This is a genomic window from Citrobacter sp. Ce006 (genome assembly GCF_030336535.1).
Classification (GTDB): Bacteria; Pseudomonadota; Gammaproteobacteria; order Enterobacterales; family Enterobacteriaceae; genus Citrobacter; species Citrobacter europaeus.
Map to the genome: position 1 here is coordinate 75,502 of NZ_JAOWDO010000054.1, position 14,947 is coordinate 90,448.

Annotated in this window: 15 protein-coding genes; 9 read left to right on the top strand and 6 right to left on the bottom strand. The window is 53.3% G+C overall.

Translation table 11 applies throughout. The features are described from left to right. The first annotated feature begins 133 nt into the window (after nt 1-133). On the top strand, nt 134-1,075 hold the full coding sequence (locus OGV94_RS01965) for an Rpn family recombination-promoting nuclease/putative transposase (RefSeq protein WP_286522489.1): 942 nt from the start codon (nt 134-136) through the stop codon (nt 1,073-1,075). Nucleotides 1,076-1,113: 38 nt separating this feature from the next. On the opposite strand, the gene OGV94_RS01970 is transcribed toward OGV94_RS01965, so the two are convergent. Beyond that, complete coding sequence (locus OGV94_RS01970) at nt 1,114-2,310, bottom strand: nicotinamide mononucleotide deamidase-related protein YfaY (RefSeq protein WP_043017027.1); 1,197 nt, start codon at nt 2,308-2,310, stop codon at nt 1,114-1,116. 79 nt (nt 2,311-2,389) lie between these two features. Further along, nucleotides 2,390-2,932: a YfaZ family outer membrane protein gene (locus OGV94_RS01975; RefSeq protein ID WP_043017028.1), complete on the bottom strand. Its 543-nt coding sequence runs from the start codon at nt 2,930-2,932 to the stop codon at nt 2,390-2,392. Nucleotides 2,933-3,249: 317 nt separating this feature from the next. On the opposite strand from OGV94_RS01975, the gene nudI reads away from it, so the two are divergent. The 8 genes from nudI to arnF all read left to right on the top strand — a co-directional run bounded on the left by nudI (nt 3,250) and on the right by arnF (nt 11,337). Continuing rightward, nucleotides 3,250-3,675, top strand: a complete 426-nt coding sequence (gene nudI / locus OGV94_RS01980) for a nucleoside triphosphatase NudI (protein ID WP_047409832.1) — start codon at nt 3,250-3,252, stop codon at nt 3,673-3,675. Nucleotides 3,676-3,957: 282 nt separating this feature from the next. Beyond that, a complete protein-coding gene (gene arnB / locus OGV94_RS01985) occupies nt 3,958-5,097 on the top strand; it encodes a UDP-4-amino-4-deoxy-L-arabinose aminotransferase (protein WP_286522491.1) in 1,140 nt (379 codons plus the stop codon). Between the two features lie 2 nt (nt 5,098-5,099). Further along, complete coding sequence (gene arnC, locus OGV94_RS01990) at nt 5,100-6,083, top strand: undecaprenyl-phosphate 4-deoxy-4-formamido-L-arabinose transferase (protein ID WP_043017031.1); 984 nt, start codon at nt 5,100-5,102, stop codon at nt 6,081-6,083. Next, nucleotides 6,080-8,062 carry a bifunctional UDP-4-amino-4-deoxy-L-arabinose formyltransferase/UDP-glucuronic acid oxidase ArnA gene (gene arnA / locus OGV94_RS01995; protein ID WP_286522493.1) on the top strand — a complete coding sequence of 661 codons (1,983 nt, stop codon included), beginning with the start codon at nt 6,080-6,082 and terminating at the stop codon, nt 8,060-8,062. Before arnC ends, arnA begins: the two co-directional genes overlap by 4 nt. Beyond that, complete coding sequence (gene arnD / locus OGV94_RS02000; RefSeq protein ID WP_087051301.1) at nt 8,059-8,961, top strand: 4-deoxy-4-formamido-L-arabinose-phosphoundecaprenol deformylase; 903 nt, start codon at nt 8,059-8,061, stop codon at nt 8,959-8,961. The genes arnA and arnD overlap by 4 nt, the downstream gene beginning before the upstream one ends. Beyond that, a complete protein-coding gene (gene arnT, locus OGV94_RS02005; protein ID WP_075145884.1) occupies nt 8,958-10,616 on the top strand; it encodes a lipid IV(A) 4-amino-4-deoxy-L-arabinosyltransferase in 1,659 nt (552 codons plus the stop codon). The genes arnD and arnT overlap by 4 nt, the downstream gene beginning before the upstream one ends. After that, on the top strand, nt 10,613-10,948 hold the full coding sequence (gene arnE / locus OGV94_RS02010) for a 4-amino-4-deoxy-L-arabinose-phosphoundecaprenol flippase subunit ArnE (RefSeq protein ID WP_043017035.1): 336 nt from the start codon (nt 10,613-10,615) through the stop codon (nt 10,946-10,948). The genes arnT and arnE overlap by 4 nt, the downstream gene beginning before the upstream one ends. After that, nucleotides 10,948-11,337 (top strand): 4-amino-4-deoxy-L-arabinose-phosphoundecaprenol flippase subunit ArnF, encoded by a 390-nt coding sequence (gene arnF / locus OGV94_RS02015; RefSeq protein WP_043017036.1) that lies wholly within the window; start codon nt 10,948-10,950, stop codon nt 11,335-11,337. The genes arnE and arnF overlap by 1 nt, the downstream gene beginning before the upstream one ends. A gap of 2 nt (nt 11,338-11,339) precedes the next feature. Here arnF and pmrD read toward each other — a convergent pair whose 3' ends face one another. The 4 genes from pmrD to menB form a co-directional block, all read right to left on the bottom strand. Then, nucleotides 11,340-11,603 carry a signal transduction protein PmrD gene (gene pmrD, locus OGV94_RS02020; RefSeq protein ID WP_043017037.1) on the bottom strand — a complete coding sequence of 88 codons (264 nt, stop codon included), beginning with the start codon at nt 11,601-11,603 and terminating at the stop codon, nt 11,340-11,342. Nucleotides 11,604-11,698: 95 nt separating this feature from the next. Beyond that, nucleotides 11,699-13,123 (bottom strand): o-succinylbenzoate--CoA ligase, encoded by a 1,425-nt coding sequence (gene menE / locus OGV94_RS02025; RefSeq protein ID WP_087051300.1) that lies wholly within the window; start codon nt 13,121-13,123, stop codon nt 11,699-11,701. Further along, on the bottom strand, nt 13,120-14,082 hold the full coding sequence (menC, locus tag OGV94_RS02030; RefSeq protein ID WP_100194618.1) for an o-succinylbenzoate synthase: 963 nt from the start codon (nt 14,080-14,082) through the stop codon (nt 13,120-13,122). The genes menE and menC overlap by 4 nt, the downstream gene beginning before the upstream one ends. Next, on the bottom strand, nt 14,082-14,939 hold the full coding sequence (gene menB / locus OGV94_RS02035) for a 1,4-dihydroxy-2-naphthoyl-CoA synthase (protein ID WP_003027671.1): 858 nt from the start codon (nt 14,937-14,939) through the stop codon (nt 14,082-14,084). The genes menC and menB overlap by 1 nt, the downstream gene beginning before the upstream one ends. Nucleotides 14,940-14,947: the final 8 nt, after the last annotated feature.

The following is a 14,947-nucleotide window of genomic DNA, read 5'->3' on the forward strand; positions in this document are numbered from 1 at the left end:
CGCTTAACTGAATACGTTGCAATTGGACGTATTTATCTCTGATTCATCTACGCAAAGCCCCCATTCTCCACATGCAACGCATGTTAGAAGCGGATACCGTCACGCCATCTTCTCTTTCTGGTGACGGACTACCATGGCTAAATCCACCACACCTACACCGCACGATGCGGTTTTTAAAAAGATAATGTCTTACCCCGAGATGGCTCGGGATTTTCTGGATATTCACCTTCCTCCAGCATTACGTGAAATATGCGATTTGCAAACGCTAAAGCTGGAGCCCGGTAGTTTTATCGAACAGGATCTCCGCGCGTACTATTCCGACGTATTGTGGTCGTTAAAAACCCGCGAAGGCCAGGGTTATATTTATTGTGTTATTGAACATCAGAGTACAGCGGTACAGCATATGGCATTTCGCCTGATGCGTTATGCTATTGCTGCGATGCAGCATCATCTTGATGCTGGAAATAAAACGCTGCCACTGGTCGTTCCCATGTTGTTTTATCACGGCCAGCAAAGTCCCTATCCCTGGTCGCTCAACTGGCTGGATGAATTTGATAATCCGCAACTGGCGCGCCAACTGTATTCAGAGGCTTTTCCGCTGGTCGACATTACCGTAATACCTGACGATGAGATTGCGCAGCATCGGCGTGTCGCGTTGCTTGAATTAATGCAAAAACATATTCGCGATCGTGATTTGATGGGGCTGGTGGACCGTCTGGTCTCGCTTTTAGTTACAAGCACCGCTAATGACAGCCAGCTACAAACGCTATTTAATTATCTGCTACGGTACGGCGATGTATGTCACGTCAACAAATTTATCCATGAAGTTGCCGAACGTACCCCACATAACAAGGAGAGATTAATGACAATAGCAGAGAGGCTGAAACAGGAAGGTCACCACAATGGGCTGCAACAAGGAATTGAACAAGGGATACAACAAGGATTAGCGCAAGGAGTACGCAAAGGTACACAAGAAGAAGCCTTGCGCATCGCGCGCATGATGCTGGAAAATGGAATTGATAGAGATTTGATTCGGTTAATTACTGGGTTATTGCCTGACGATGTCACCAAATGAGTCAGACAGGGAAGGTTTGTAGCCTTCCCTATCAATCATTAAATCGTGAGCGACTCAACGACTTCGATCCAGCCGTGCTCGCTGGCAACATCCTGGCCGTTGAGCCAACGGCGCAGCATATTGAGGGCCATCATCGCGCACACTTCCTGGCGAATCGGCAAGCTGTAGCGATTAGCGTTCAATCGTACGCGTAAGGCATGCGTCCCGTTAGGCGTGGCCAACGCAAAGTTAATATGTTCGTTTTCGAAAGCCGATATCGCCAGTGCCAGCCCGGCATAGTGATTGCCTCGTCGCTCGGTTACCCAATGCGCCGTTTGCGCCAGCGTTTCTTCCTGGGGAGGCACCACTTCACTTGCCAACAAAGGAGCATTTGCACGCGAAAGCTGTAGCGCCACCAGGCCACCGGTGAATTGTTCGCTCAGCGTCAGGCTGTATTGTCGTTCCTGCAATGTGCGTGCGATTTGCGCGGGTAAACCTTCCGTACCTTCGAAAATCATATTCTGCCCGGCAACCCGCTTAACTTCGGGCCACAGCGCCAGCATCGCTTCGCGTTGGGAATCCGGTCCGGTCAGCTTCAGCTCAATAATCGGCATTGAGGAGCGGTAGCCCATTGTCACTCCCGGAGGCAATGGCAGCGGATCCAGGCTTTGCGCCAGATCGCTTTCTGAACGACCAAAAGTGGTTAATCGCAGACATAGCGGAGGTTGAGACAGCGAAAAACGCTCACGCAAACGCGGCAGGATCTCATGCTCAACCATGACTTTAAATTCAGATGGTACACCCGGCGTAAAGAACATCAGGCAGCGATTAAGCTTCAGGGCAAACCCGCACGCGGTCCCCACCGGATTATTGATAAACTCCGCGCTGGCAGGAAGTTCAGCCTGTTTGCGGTTGCTCGGCGCCATTACGCGTCCACGATCGCGGAAATAACGCTCCATCTCGGCGAGCCATGCTTCATGCAGCACCAGCCCTTCGCCTTTTGCCGTTGCCGCCGCCAGCGCGCTCAAGTCATCGCTGGTTGGCCCCAGACCGCCGTTAACGATCAGTACATCGGCATGTTCGCTACGCTCACGCAAGACGGCGACCAAATCGTTAAGATTGTCACCTACCGTGTTGCGACGCGTTAGCGGTAAACCCTGATTAAAGAAAAAATCGGCCAGCCAGGCGGCATTGGTGTCGACGATTTGTCCGTGCAACACTTCATCCCCGGTGGATAACATCTCCACGTTTAACATCGTGTTCTCCTGCTTTTATGATGAAAACACTATAACGCATGGAGGGGGGAAGGCGCGACTGAACGCCGCGCCAGAAATATCAGAAGCTGGCATTAACCCCAACGTACGGGCCGTCAGCAATCGCATTATCACGGTTGCCGTCTTTACCCGCCAGGTTCAGATAGCGATAGCCGGCTTCTATGCTCAGCGGGCGCAGGATAGTCAGACGCGCACCGGCATTCGCTTCTTCATAGCTGTCGATACCGCTGGAAAGCGAATCCGGCGAGTAATAGTACTCACCAAACAGACGAATGCTGTCGCCGATCGGCCACTGCAGACCGCCACCTACCGCCGCCGCATAACCTTCATCACCATCGTTTGGATTGGTATAAACGCCTTTACCGCCAACGGTCGCTAACAGTGGACCCAGTGGGATATTCAGACCCAGGCCCAGTCCGGCAACATCACCGTCGTCATCGTTATGCATCCAGTTACCGCTGACAGCCAGACCGGTGGTCTCAGTACCCATACCGAAACCCAGGTTGGTGTAGTCTTCGCCCGCCTGGCCGCTGATGCTAATCGCGCTCGCCGACGCGGAAAAAAACAGCATTCCGGCAAAACCCAACATTAAACTTTTTTTCATTTTCTATCCTTTCCAGCAAGAATCAAAACATAGCCCCAAAACCGGTGAATTGTACTGTCAGATGACGAGGAATCAATGAGCTAAAAAAGCGATGCAACGACATATTGTAACTAAATACTACTCAGAAGATGTGGATAAGGTTAAATTCTTGTGTCATTTATACATGTGAACGTAGCAAATGGCCGTTTTCAACAAACATCCTGTTTTCCCAGCCAAAGTGGCGTTATTCATTGATGAAGCATTTTTTCTAGCGTCAGCAAAAGGTAAGATGCGTGCATGATGGAATTTTTTTCTACCTCCCCTAAAGGACTGAACTTATGCGCCAAAGAACGATTGTTTGCCCATTAATTGAAAACGATGGCTGTTATTTGCTGTGCAAAATGGCTGACGACCGCGGTGTGTTTCCCGGTCAGTGGGCGCTGTCTGGCGGCGGTGTTGAACCAGGCGAACGTATTGAAGAAGCTTTGCGCCGGGAAGTGAGAGAAGAACTGGGTGAACAGTTGGTGTTATCAGAAATTACGCCATGGACCTTCAGTGACGATATTCGTACCAAAACTTATGCCGATGGCAGCCAGGAAGAGATTTATATGATTTATCTCATCTTCGATTGTGTGGCGGCGAATCGCGAAGTGAACATTAACGAAGAGTTCCAGGCATTCGCCTGGGTTAAAGCGGAAGATCTCGGCACCTACGACTTAAATATCGCCACGCGTAAAACGTTAACTCTGAAAGGGTTACTGTAAATCCCACAAGTTTAAACGTAATATAAACAATGTGCACAATAGCGGTATTGTTCTCAGTATTCAGCAACAGAGGTCATTACCGCCATGAAGACTAAAAACACTTTATATTCAAACAAATAAATCACCGCTCCCTCTTTTTATCTTTGAATTTCAAACCTTAAACTCTTAAGGATAAATTAACCTTCAGTCATTAACCTTTGAAGCCTGATTAAATAATTAACGCCCCCTGTTTATCACGAAAAATAAAACTTCGGTGGCGTTAAATGGCTTGAAGGAATAATGATGTCTGACTTTTTGCCTTTCTCTCGCCCGTCCATGGGCGCTGAAGAACTTGCCGCTGTGAAGACGGTTCTGGACTCTGGATGGATAACCACCGGCCCGAAAAACCAACAACTGGAAGAAGCATTCTGTCAGCTCACCGGAAATCAGCACGCCGTCGCCGTCTGCTCCGCTACGGCAGGGATGCACATCACGTTGATGGCGCTGGGCATAGGCGCAGGCGATGAGGTCATTACGCCGTCAATGACATGGGTTTCGACCCTCAACATGATTGTTTTGCTGGGTGCGGCGCCGGTCATGATCGACGTCGACCGCGATACGCTGATGGTCACGCCGGAGCAAATTGAAGCCGCTATCACCCCGCGTACCAAAGCCATTATTCCGGTACATTACGCAGGCGCCCCCGCCGACCTTGACGCAATTTATGCCATTGGCGAGCGCTACGGCATTCCGGTTATAGAAGATGCGGCTCACGCCGTAGGGACGTTGTATAAGGGTCGCCATGTCGGCGCGCGCGGCACGGCAATCTTCTCGTTTCACGCCATCAAAAATATCACCTGTGCAGAAGGTGGGCTAATCGTCACCGACGACAGTCAGCTTGCCCAGCGTCTTCGCAGCCTGAAGTTTCACGGTCTGGGCGTCGATGCATTTGATCGACAAACCTATGGCCGGGCGCCGCAGGCCGAAGTACTTACGCCAGGATACAAATACAACCTCACAGATATCAATGCCGCCATCGCGCTGGTACAGCTGAATAAGCTGGGACAACTGAATTCACGCCGGGCGCAAATTGCCCAGAAATATCAACAGGCGCTGGCCGATACCCCGTTTCAACCGCTGGGCCTGCCCCAGTGGTCGCACGTTCACGCCTGGCATCTGTACATCATTCGCGTTGACGAAGCGCGCTGTGGCCTGAGCAGAGATGCCCTGATGGAGGCGCTAAAGGCCAAAAATATCGGTACTGGTCTGCATTTTCGTGCGGCCCATACGCAAAAATATTACCGCGAACGCTTCACTACCCTTTCGCTCCCAAATACTGAATGGAACAGCGCGCGCATATGCTCGCTGCCGCTATTCCCCGACATGACCGAAGCGGACACCCAGCGGGTGATTACGGCACTTCGCGAGATTGCAGGACAATAACCATGTTTGAAGCAGCACCGATCAAAAAAGTCTCGGTGGTCATTCCCGTTTTTAATGAACAGGAAAGCCTGCCAGAGCTAATCAGACGTACCAGTGCCGCCTGCGAAAAATTGGGCAAAGACTATGAGATTCTGCTAATCGATGACGGCAGCAGCGACAACTCCGCGCAGTTGATGATGGACGCGTCTCAGGCACCGAACAGCCATATTGTCTCTATTTTACTGAATCGAAATTACGGGCAACACTCGGCGATTATGGCCGGTTTCAGTCATGTCACCGGCGACTTGATCATCACGCTGGATGCCGATTTGCAAAACCCGCCGGAGGAGATCCCCCGACTGGTTGCCACCGCAGATGAAGGCTTCGATGTGGTGGGTACGGTACGTCAGAACCGCCAGGACAGCGTATTTCGTAAGACCGCCTCGCGCATGATCAACCATCTTATTCAGCGCACCACCGGTAAAGCGATGGGCGACTATGGTTGCATGCTACGCGCCTATCGCCGTCACATCGTCGATGCCATGCTGCATTGCCAGGAGCGCAGCACCTTTATCCCGATTCTGGCCAATATTTTTGCCCGTCGCGCCACCGAAATCCCGGTACATCATGCAGAGCGTGAATTTGGTGACTCTAAATACAGCTTCATGCGTCTGATCAACCTGATGTATGACCTGGTGACCTGTCTGACCACCACGCCGCTTCGTATGTTGAGCCTGTTGGGCAGCGTGATTGCCGCCACCGGCTTTACCTTATCCGTTGTGCTTGTTGTTCTGCGCCTGACGCTCGGCCCACAGTGGGCCGCGGAAGGGGTATTCATGCTGTTTGCCGTCCTGTTTACCTTTATCGGCGCACAGTTTATTGGCATGGGTTTACTCGGCGAATATATCGGTCGCATCTATAACGATGTCCGCGCCCGCCCCCGCTATTTTGTTCAACACGTTATTCGCCCACAAACCACACAGTCAAACGAGGAAAACCGCGCATGAAAACCGTCGTATTTGCCTATCACGATATGGGATGTCAGGGTGTCCAGGCTTTGTTAGATGCAGGTTATGAAATCGCTGCAATTTTTACACACACCGACAACCCGGGTGAAAAAGCGTTTTTTGGATCTGTTTCCCGCCTGGCGGCCAGCGCTGGTATTCCAGTTTACGCCCCGGAAGAGGTCAATCATCCCCTGTGGATTGAGCGCATTAGCCAACTGGCGCCAGATGTCATCTTCTCATTCTACTATCGTCATTTACTGAGTGATGAGATCCTCAGTCTTGCGCCTAAGGGGGCATTTAATCTGCACGGTTCGCTGCTGCCGAAATACCGTGGTCGCGCGCCTCTGAACTGGGTATTGGTTAATGGCGAAACCGAAACCGGCGTCACGCTTCACCGCATGGTCAAACGCGCGGATGCGGGTGCCATAGTTGCCCAGCAGCGCGTTGCTATTTCGCCGGAAGACGTGGCGTTAACGCTGCACCATAAATTGTGCCAGGCTGCGCGTCAGTTGCTGGAACAAACGCTGCCTGCGATTAAAACGGGAGATTATGCAGAACGCCCCCAACAGGAAGCAGAAGCCACCTGCTTTGGTCGCCGTACGCCGGAAGATAGCCTCCTCGACTGGAACAAGCCAGCCGCAGAGCTGCATAACCAGGTTCGCGCCGTCAGCGATCCGTGGCCAGGCGCATTTAGCTACGTCGGCACGCAAAAGTTCACCGTCTGGACATCTCGGGTTTGCACAAATGATTTTGCGGCCCAACCGGGCACCGTCGTCTCCGTATCCCCTTTGCTGATCGCCTGTGCCGATGGCGCACTGGAGATTATTACCGGACAAGCTGGCGATGGTATTGCAATGCAGGGGTCACAACTGGCGCAGGTTCTGGGCCTGGTACCAGGTTCTCGTCTGAACAGCCAGTCAGTTACCGCCAGCAAACGTCGTACTCGTGTGCTAATCCTCGGCGTTAACGGCTTCATTGGTAACCATCTGACCGAGCGCCTGCTGCAAGAAGATAATTATGAAGTATATGGACTCGATATTGGTAGCGACGCCATTGGGCGTTTTCTGCGACATCCGCGATTCCATTTCGTCGAAGGTGACATCAGCATTCACTCCGAATGGATTGAGTATCATGTGAAAAAATGCGACGTCGTGCTGCCGCTGGTGGCGATCGCAACGCCAATCGAATATACCCGCAACCCGCTGCGCGTGTTTGAGCTCGATTTCGAAGAGAACCTGAAAATCATTCGCTACTGCGTGAAATACCATAAGCGCATTATTTTCCCGTCAACCTCCGAAGTCTACGGCATGTGTACCGATAACGTCTTCGATGAGGACAGCTCGAATCTGATCGTCGGTCCGGTGAATAAACCACGCTGGATCTACTCTGTTTCTAAGCAGTTGCTGGATCGCGTTATCTGGGCGTACGGCGAAAAAGAGGGATTGCGCTTCACCCTGTTCCGCCCGTTTAACTGGATGGGGCCGCGTCTGGACAGCCTTAACGCCGCGCGTATCGGCAGCTCACGCGCCATCACCCAGTTGATCCTCAATCTGGTGGAAGGGTCACCGATCAAGCTGATTGAAGGCGGCAAGCAGAAACGCTGCTTTACCGACATTCGCGATGGTATCGAAGCCCTGTACCGCATCATTGAAAACGAAGGCGGACGCTGCGACGGCGAGATTATCAACATCGGTAACCCGGAGAACGAAGCGAGTATTCAGGAACTGGCAGAAATGCTGCTTTCCTGCTTTGAAAAACATCCATTGCGTAACCACTTCCCGCCGTTTGCCGGTTTCCGCGACGTCGAAAGCAGTACCTACTATGGTAAAGGTTATCAGGACGTTGAGCATCGTAAGCCCAATATTCGCAACGCAAAACGCTGCCTGAACTGGGAACCTGGCATTGAGATGCAGGAAACGGTAGAAGAGACGCTGGACTTCTTCTTACGCAGCGTGGATATCACGGAACACACATCATGACCAAAGTCGGCTTGCGCATTGATGTCGATACGTTCAGGGGGACGCGCGAAGGCGTGCCCCGCCTGCTGGAGACATTGAACCGACATCGCGTCCGGGCAAGTTTTTTCTTTAGCGTTGGACCTGACAACATGGGGCGCCATCTCTGGCGTCTTGTGAAACCACAATTTCTGTGGAAGATGCTGCGCTCAAACGCGGCATCACTCTACGGATGGGATATTTTGCTGGCGGGAACCGCATGGCCGGGTAAAGAAATCGGCCAGGCTAATGCGGCGATCATTGCACAAACCGCCCTGCTTCATGAAACCGGTTTGCATGCCTGGGATCACCATGCCTGGCAGGCGCGAAGCGGAAACTGGAATGATAAACAGTTAATTGATGATATTTCACGAGGCATATCCGCCCTTGAAGCCATCATCGGACAGCCTGTCACCTGTTCTGCGGTTGCCGGATGGCGTGCCGACAACCGCGTCATCCATGCCAAAGAAACGTTCCATCTGCGCTATAACAGCGACTGTCGGGGAACATCGTTATTCCGTCCTGTGCTGGCGTCCGGGAAAACAGGTACACCGCAAATTCCCGTCACGTTACCAACATGGGATGAAGTGGTTGGTCAGGAGGTCCAGGCGGTGGACTTCAACTCTTATATTCTCTCCCACATCCAGATGAGCAGAGGAACACCGGTGTACACCATTCATGCGGAAGTTGAAGGCATCGCCTTTCATCAGGATTTTGACGAGTTGCTTACTCGTGCCGCAGACATGGGGATCACATTTTGCCCGCTCGGTGACCTGTTACCAGACGATATTAATACGCTGCCAACAGGACAGATCGTGCGCGGCAAAATTCCCGGCAGAGAGGGGTGGCTCGGCTGCCAACAACCGGTGAGTGTGACACAATGAAATCTGCTGCCCGCTACACTCTGGCGTTCATCGCTTTTATTGCGCTGTATTTTATTCTTCCCATCAACAGTCGCCTGCTCTGGCAGCCAGATGAGACGCGCTATGCCGAAATCAGCCGGGAGATGCTGACCTCTGGCGACTGGATCGTTCCTCACTTTTTAGGGCTGCGTTATTTTGAAAAACCGATTGCCGGATACTGGTTAAACAGCATCGGGCAATGGTTGTTTGGCGCCAATAATTTTGGCGTCAGAGCGGGGGCCATTTTTGCCACCTTGCTGACGGCGCTACTGGTAGCCTGGCTTGCCATGCGGTTATGGCAGGATAAGCGTACCGCCGTACTCTCATCAGTTATCTTTTTAACGTTTTTTTTGGTATACAGCATCGGCACCTACGCGGTACTTGATCCTATCATCGCGCTCTGGCTGATGGCGGGCATGTGTTGTTTTTGGCAGGGGATGCAGGCCACCACCAGAACGCGCAAAATGACTGCCTTTTTGCTGTTAGGGTTAACCTGCGGCATGGGCGTAATGACCAAGGGTTTCCTGGCGCTTGCCGTTCCGGTGCTCAGCGTACTGCCGTGGGTTTTCGCACAAAAGCGCTGGAAAGATCTCATACTCTACGGTCTGCTGGCGGTCGTCGGCTGCGTCGTGATTGTGCTGCCGTGGGGAATAGCGATTGCCCGGCGTGAGCCGGATTTCTGGCATTATTTCTTCTGGGTCGAACACATTCAACGCTTCGCGCAGGATGATGCTCAACACAAGGCTCCAGTCTGGTACTACATCCCGATATTTGTAGCGGGCGCATTACCGTGGCTCGGGCTGCTTCCCGGCGCACTGCGTACGGGCTGGTGTGAGCGAGATGTTCCGCGCAGCACACTGTACCTGCTAAGCTGGATTATCATGCCAATCCTTTTTTTCAGCATCGCGAAAGGAAAATTGCCAACCTATATTCTTTCCTGCTTCGCGCCGCTGGCGATATTGGTGGCGCGTTTCGGCCTACAGGCCGCGGAAAAAGGCTCAGCCGCGCTGCGCGTCAATGGCTGGATCAACGTTCTGTTCGGTGTGACCGGGATTGTCGCCACGTTTATTGTTTCCACGCTGGGCCCGTTAAAGACGCCGGTCTGGTCGCATATCGAAACGTATAAGGTGTTTTGTGCGTGGGGTATTTTTATCGTCTGGACGCTGTTCGGCTGGTATACGCTAAATAACCGCGAGAAGAACTGGCCATTCGCAGCGCTGTGCCCATTGGGACTGGCACTGCTGTTTGGCTTTTCCATTCCTGACCGGGTGATGGAATCTAAACAGCCACAGTTTTTTGTCGAGATGACCAAAGAGTCGCTGGACTCGAGCCGTTATATTCTCACCGATAGCGTTGGCGTCGCCGCGGGGCTGGCCTGGAGCCTGAAGCGTGACGACATCATGATGTACGGACAAACGGGCGAGTTAAAATATGGCCTTAACTACCCGGATGCCCAGGGGCGTTTTGTCAGTCGGGAAGACTTTGCCGACTGGTTAGCGCAACATCGTCAGCAAGGAAACATTACGCTCGTGCTCTCGATTGATAAGGATGAAGATATTAATCAACTTGCCATCCCTCCCGCTGATTACATTGATAATCAGGGGCGTCTGGTCCTGATTCAGTATCGACCCAAATGATCTGGATAGCCTTAGTTCTCGCCAGCATGCTCAGCGTCTGCGGCCAGTTATGCCAGAAGCAGGCGACCCGACCGGTGTCCGCACGAGCGCGAAAACGTCATATTTCGCAATGGATTGGGCTTGCTCTGGCAAGTCTCGGTTTGGCCATGCTGCTCTGGCTCGCGGTACTGCAGAACATTCCTGTCGGCATCGCCTACCCCATGCTGAGTCTTAACTTTGTCTGGGTGACGCTGGCCGCATGGAAAATCTGGCGTGAACCCGTCACCACGCGCCACTGGCTGGGGGTTGGGCTCATCATCACCGGCATCTTTATTCTTGGGAGTGCGGTGTAATGGGCATATTTTGGGGATTATGTAGCGTTATTATCACCTCCGCCGCCCAGTTGAGTCTCGGCTTCGCGATGGATAATCTGCCGCCAATGCTGCGGCCGCAGGAATTCATCACAGCCGTATTTTCTCTTAGCATCGGGGCGTTTGCTCTGTATGCCGGGCTGGCCGGCTATTTACTGTCGGTTATTTGTTGGCATAAAGCCCTGCACCAGCTCGCACTGAGCAAAGCTTATGCTCTGCTCAGCCTGAGCTATGTGCTGGTGTGGGTTGCATCCATGATTCTGCCCGGCTGGCAGGGAACATTTTCATTGAAGGCACTTGCCGGAGTGCTGTGCATCATGGCGGGGCTAATGACGATTTTTCTGCCTTCACATCAGCGCCAGCAGCCCTGAGACTATTTATCTTCGGACAGTCGTAACACGCGTTCCCATTCGTCGCAAATATACTGTCTGGCATCAATTATCTTAATCATCCGGGATAAATCGCGATTAATACAATACTGCGCGTCTTTTAAGGGAGAAAGGAGATCTCCGGGCTTAACCCGCTCAGAAGATTGCGCCTCGGCAAGCATCTTTAACGAACCGCCGCTATCACAAAGCACAACATAGAGCCTCCTTGCTTTTTTGTGACAGCAAGTCTTCTTCACATGCCATTCCATAGCGCACCTTTTGCTAATGAATTTCACACAAGGTTACACATTAGCAGATAAACAAAAGGACAATGGCTACGCAACGGCGAAAGTGAGAAATGTAATTACTGTTTTCTTAATGTTAACAATGAAGCAGTTACCCAATCCGACAGCGCGCGGCGAGAGATTTTAATCCCTCCAGCTTTGAGTTCGGGAGGCAACGTCAACCAACACACCGGTTGTTGAAAGCGAGCTAGCTTATCTTTAACCCACTCTGCCAGATTGGTTTCTCCAGCGTTGGCGTCATACTCAATGACCGCCACCGGGCGATGACCAAACTCTTTGTCTTCTATCGGCACAATAAAGGCTTGCAGAACATGCGGATGCGCTGCAATTACGCGTTCCACCTCTTCCGGCTGAATGCCTTCCCCGCCGCTAAAGAACAGATTGTCCATACGACCGACAATGGTCAACTTGCCGTCCTTCAACACGCCGCGATCGCGGGTCGCAAACCAGCCTTCCGCGTTCACTAAAGGAATAAGCTTACCGTTACGCCAGTAACCTTGCGCCATGCTGGCGGCACGCAGCCAGACTTCATCATTAACGATTCTGACTTCTCTGCCTACCAGCGGGGAACCCACATCCGCCTGACCATCCGCCTCTTTCGCGCAGACCGTAGAAGCAAACTCCGTCAAACCGTAACCGCACCAGCAGCGAATCCCCTGCTCGCGCGCCTGTTCCGTTAATTCAACAGGAATTGCCGCACCGCCCAGCAGTACCGCTTTGAGCGTGACCGGCCTGTTGTTGACCAGCAAGCGCCACAACTGCGTAGGCACCAGCGAAGCGTGGGTGCACCCAGCCAACATGTGCTCAAGCGGCTGCTTGTCGCGCACGGTCATTCGCGCCCCGGCAAACAACCAGCGCCACAATATGCCCTGACCGGAAACATGAAACAGCGGCAGTGAAAGTAGCCAGTCATCTTCAGCGCCAAACGGCATTAACGACAGCACGCCCTGCGCGCTCGCCAGATGCGCCTGACAGGTATGCACCGCCGCCTTCGGCAATCCGGTAGAACCAGAGGTTAACGTCATCGTGCTCAAACGTTCGGGTAACCACGCGGCGGCATGCGTGCCTGGCACTACCTGCATCTGCAACGGACTGAGCCCTGAAAGTGCGTTAGCGGCTTCCAGATCGAGCGCAAAACGCAGCGTTAAGTCCGGGACCAGCGCATCTAGCAGCGGCTGGGGCAACTGTGGATTCACAGGTAAAACCCGCGCCCCACATTGCAGCAATGCCAGCCAGGCCAGCAAAGCCCGCGGATGGTTCCAGGCACGAAGCAGGACACCATCGCCTTCTTCCACGCCCTGAGCGGCAAAACCGCAGGCCAGATGGTCAACGCGCGTGCAGAGCTCGCTCCAGTTTAATACCTCATCGTTGAGGCGCAGGGCTGGCGCCTTCGCACGCACTTGTCGCCAGTGGCGCCACGGCCAGTCACCCGGTTGTATCAGGCCCGATAAGCTCACGCTATCGGGCATGTCCTGCTGGGTCATAGCAGACGTTCCAGCGCTTCAACGTCAATACACGGCAACGCGCTGCCCGGCCAGGTGCGTACCTGCTGGCACTGCATCAGACTCAGGGTATCCAGACCTGGAATGGTCTGCGGCGTCAGCCAGGCGGCAATTCGCGCCAGCTGAGTTAAGCCCAGGCTCGACTCGATCGACGAGCTAATAACAGCGGTGAGACCAAGCGCTTGTGCCGCTGCCACCTGTTCGCGTACTTTATCGAGACTGCCCGTCAGCGTAGGTTTGATAACCACAGCCTTGACGCCCTCTTCGGCTTCGAAGGTAAAATCCGCTTCACGCAGACTTTCATCCCAGGCGATGGCAATGCCAGTTTCACGCGCAAAAGCACGGGAGTCATCGCGGGTTTTGCACGGTTCTTCGAGGAAAGCGATGCGGCCGCGATACTCCGGATTAACGTATTTTGCAAACTGCTGGGCTTTCAACGGCGTCCAGGCTCGGTTGGCGTCAAGACGCAAATGCAGCTCTGGGATAGCCTCAAGCAGCAGGTTGGCTACCATACCGTCGCGAACCGCTTCATACAGTCCGACCTTGATCTTCGCCACTTTTTCACCTGGCATATCCGCCAGTTGCAGTACCAGATCGTCAGGATCGCCCGTACACAGCGGTGCAGCACGGTAATCTGCGTCCTGTGGCAATGCGCCGGCCAGTTCGGCCAACGCACAGCTTGCGCCAAAGGCGACCGAAGGCAGTTGCGGTAAAGAGGCATCGCCTTGCAGCCAGCCTTTGACCCAGACCAGCAGTTCGGTTTGCGCCTCTTCCCAGCTTTCCTGACTAAAGCCCGGCAGTGGGGAGATCTCTCCCCACCCTTCGCGCTCGCCGTCACGAAGACAAACGTACAGCCCGTCACGCGTTTTTAACCGCCTGTCGCGCAGAATCACCCCCGCGTCCATGGGGATCTGCCAGCGGTATACCTGCGCGCTACGCATTACGGATTCCGTTTGAATTTGCTGAAATCAGGCTGACGTTTCTGGTTAAAGGCGTTACGACCTTCCTGACCTTCTTCCGTCATGTAGAACAGCATAGTGGCGTTACCCGCCAGCTCCTGCAGACCAGCCTGACCATCGCAGTCAGCGTTCAGCGCGGCTTTCAGGCAGCGCAGCGCCATTGGGCTGTTTTGCAGCATTTCGCGACACCAGCGTACGGTCTCTTTTTCCAGATCCGCCAGTGGAACCACGGTGTTGACCAGGCCCATATCCAGCGCTTGTTTTGCATCGTACTGACGGCACAGGAACCAGATTTCACGCGCTTTTTTCTGACCGACGATGCGCGCCATGTAGGAAGCGCCCCAACCGCCGTCGAAAGAACCGACTTTCGGACCGGTCTGACCAAAGATGGCGTTTTCAGCCGCAATGGTCAGGTCGCACATCATATGCAGCACATGCCCGCCGCCGATGGAAAAACCGGCAACCATCGCCACTACCGGTTTCGGACAGGTACGAATCTGACGCTGGAAGTCCAGTACGTTCAGGTGATGCACACCGGAATCATCCTGGTATCCGCCGTAGTCGCCACGCACTTTCTGATCGCCACCTGCGCAAAACGCTTTGTCGCCCGCACCAGTCAGAATAATCACGCCGATGTTGTCATCATAGCGGGCGTCCGCCAGCGCCTGGATCATCTCTTTCACGGTAACCGGACGGAAGGCATTGCGTACCTGCGGACGGTTAATGGTGATTTTCGCGATACCGTCGGTGGATTTCTCATAAAGAATATCGGTGTAGCCTTCAGAGCAATCGTGCCATTCTACCGGTGCGTAAAGCATTGTTTCATCAGGATAGATCATAAAATGTC